This window comes from Halorubrum sp. AJ67, from assembly GCF_000513435.1.
In genome coordinates this window covers 378,904-380,495 of the sequence record NZ_CBVY010000003.1, presented here as the reverse complement: position 1 = coordinate 380,495, position 1,592 = coordinate 378,904, and the positions used below count along the sequence as shown (strand labels likewise).

Annotated in this window: 2 protein-coding genes; both read right to left on the bottom strand. The window is 67.1% G+C overall.

From position 1 onward, the window contains the following. On the bottom strand, positions 1-262 hold a 262-nt coding region (locus BN903_RS05160), incomplete at its 3' end, for an ATP-binding cassette domain-containing protein (RefSeq protein WP_048076679.1). Between the two features lie 100 nt (positions 263-362). Beyond that, positions 363-1,406 (bottom strand): metal ABC transporter solute-binding protein, Zn/Mn family, encoded by a 1,044-nt coding sequence (locus tag BN903_RS05155; protein ID WP_048076678.1) that lies wholly within the window; start codon positions 1,404-1,406, stop codon positions 363-365. Positions 1,407-1,592 lie beyond the last annotated feature (186 nt).

Genomic DNA, 1,592 nt, shown 5'->3' with positions numbered 1-1,592 from the left:
CCCGGCTCGTCGCCTTCTGCGAGACGTAGCCGATCCGGCCGCCGTCGTCGAACTCCTCGACCGGCCTGCCGAACAGTTCCACGGAACCCTCGTCCGGGTCGTGGAGACCGAGCATGAGATGGAGCAGGGTGGTCTTCCCGGAGCCGTTCGGGCCGACCAGCCCGAGGAAGTCCCCCTCCTCGACCGTCAGAGAGACGTCGCTCACGGCGACGGTGTCGCCGTAGGCGAACGTCACGCCGTCGAGGTCGACGATTGCGCTCACTACGTGTCCCGTGTCTGGGTCGGCCGCACGTTTAGCTCTTTTACTCCGTCCTCGCACCGTCGCGCCGAGAACTCGACCGGCGGCCTGTCGTCGGTCCCGCTCACTGCGCGCCAAACGCCCGCTCGAAGGCGGGGACGTTGATCTCGGTCATCTGTTCGAGGTAGCCGTAGCCGGCGTCGTTCCACTCTCGGGTCGTCCCCCCGGCGGGCGTGACGGGGACCGCCTCCGTCGCGTCGCTGTTCTCGACTATCGACTCGGCGAGTCGGGGCGACTGGAACCGATCGTACAGCACGACGTCCATCCCCTCTGAATCCACGAGATCGATCGTGTCGGCGATCTCGGTCTGCGTCGGCTCGTTCTGCGGCGAGACGCCGACCGGCGAGTGGAGCCGGAACCCGTAGCGCGCCTCTAGGTACTGGAAGGAGTTGTGCCCCGCCAGCACGGCCACGTCGCGCGCGGCGTTCTCCGCGATCGACTCGAACGCGGCGTCGACCGCGTCGAGTTCGTCGGCGTAGGCGGCGGCGTTGTCGGCGTACGCGTCGGCGTTGTCCGGGTCCGGTTCGCCGAGTCCCGTCGCGATCGTCTCGACCATCTCGGCCGCGAGGACCGGATCGACCCAGACGTGCGGGTCGTATCGCTGCTCGTCGTGACCGCCCTCTTCGCCGTCGTGACTCCCTTCCTCTCCCTCGTGATTCCCTCCCTCGCCGTCGTGGTCGTCGTGGCCGTCTTCGTCCCCGTGCGAGTGGTCCCAGTCGAGCAGGTCGTCTTCCACTCCGTCGAGCGCGTCGATCACGGCGACGGTGTCGTAATCGTCCTCTAGCGTCGCGGCGAGATCCTGCGCCCACGAGAACTCCGGGCTGTCGAGGTAGACGAACGCGTCCGTCGCGGCGACGTCCGCGGAGAGGGTCCCGTCCGGCGTCCACCCGTGGCCGAGCTGCCCCACGTCCACCGGATCCTCGAAGCTTGCGCGGTCGCCCGCGACCTCGTTCGCCCAGTCGTTGAGCGTGAAGAAAGCGGCGTAGCCGGCGTTGAACCCCCCGGATCCGCCGTCCCCGCCGCCGGTACATCCCGCGACCGACGCCGCCGTTCCCGCGACCGCGAGTCCGGCACCGCGCCGCAACACCGACCGCCGTGAGTGTGTCATACTCACCGATAGCGCGGATTAACAGAAAAAGGTTATTATTTGATAACCTAGAATTAATAACACAGACATCGAGAGCGTTCCCGATTAACAACTCGGCGTTCGAGCCGCGCACATTCGCCGCTCGAATCGCAGGTATTCGCCGCTCAGGATTCGGACGCGACCGCCTCGACTCACTCCGCGAGGTCG

Excerpts from the sequence above, each read along its gene's own strand:
- BN903_RS05155 (WP_048076678.1), bottom strand. The coding sequence starts at position 1,406 with ATGACACACTCACGGCGGTCGGTGTTGCGGCGCGGTGCCGGACTCGCG.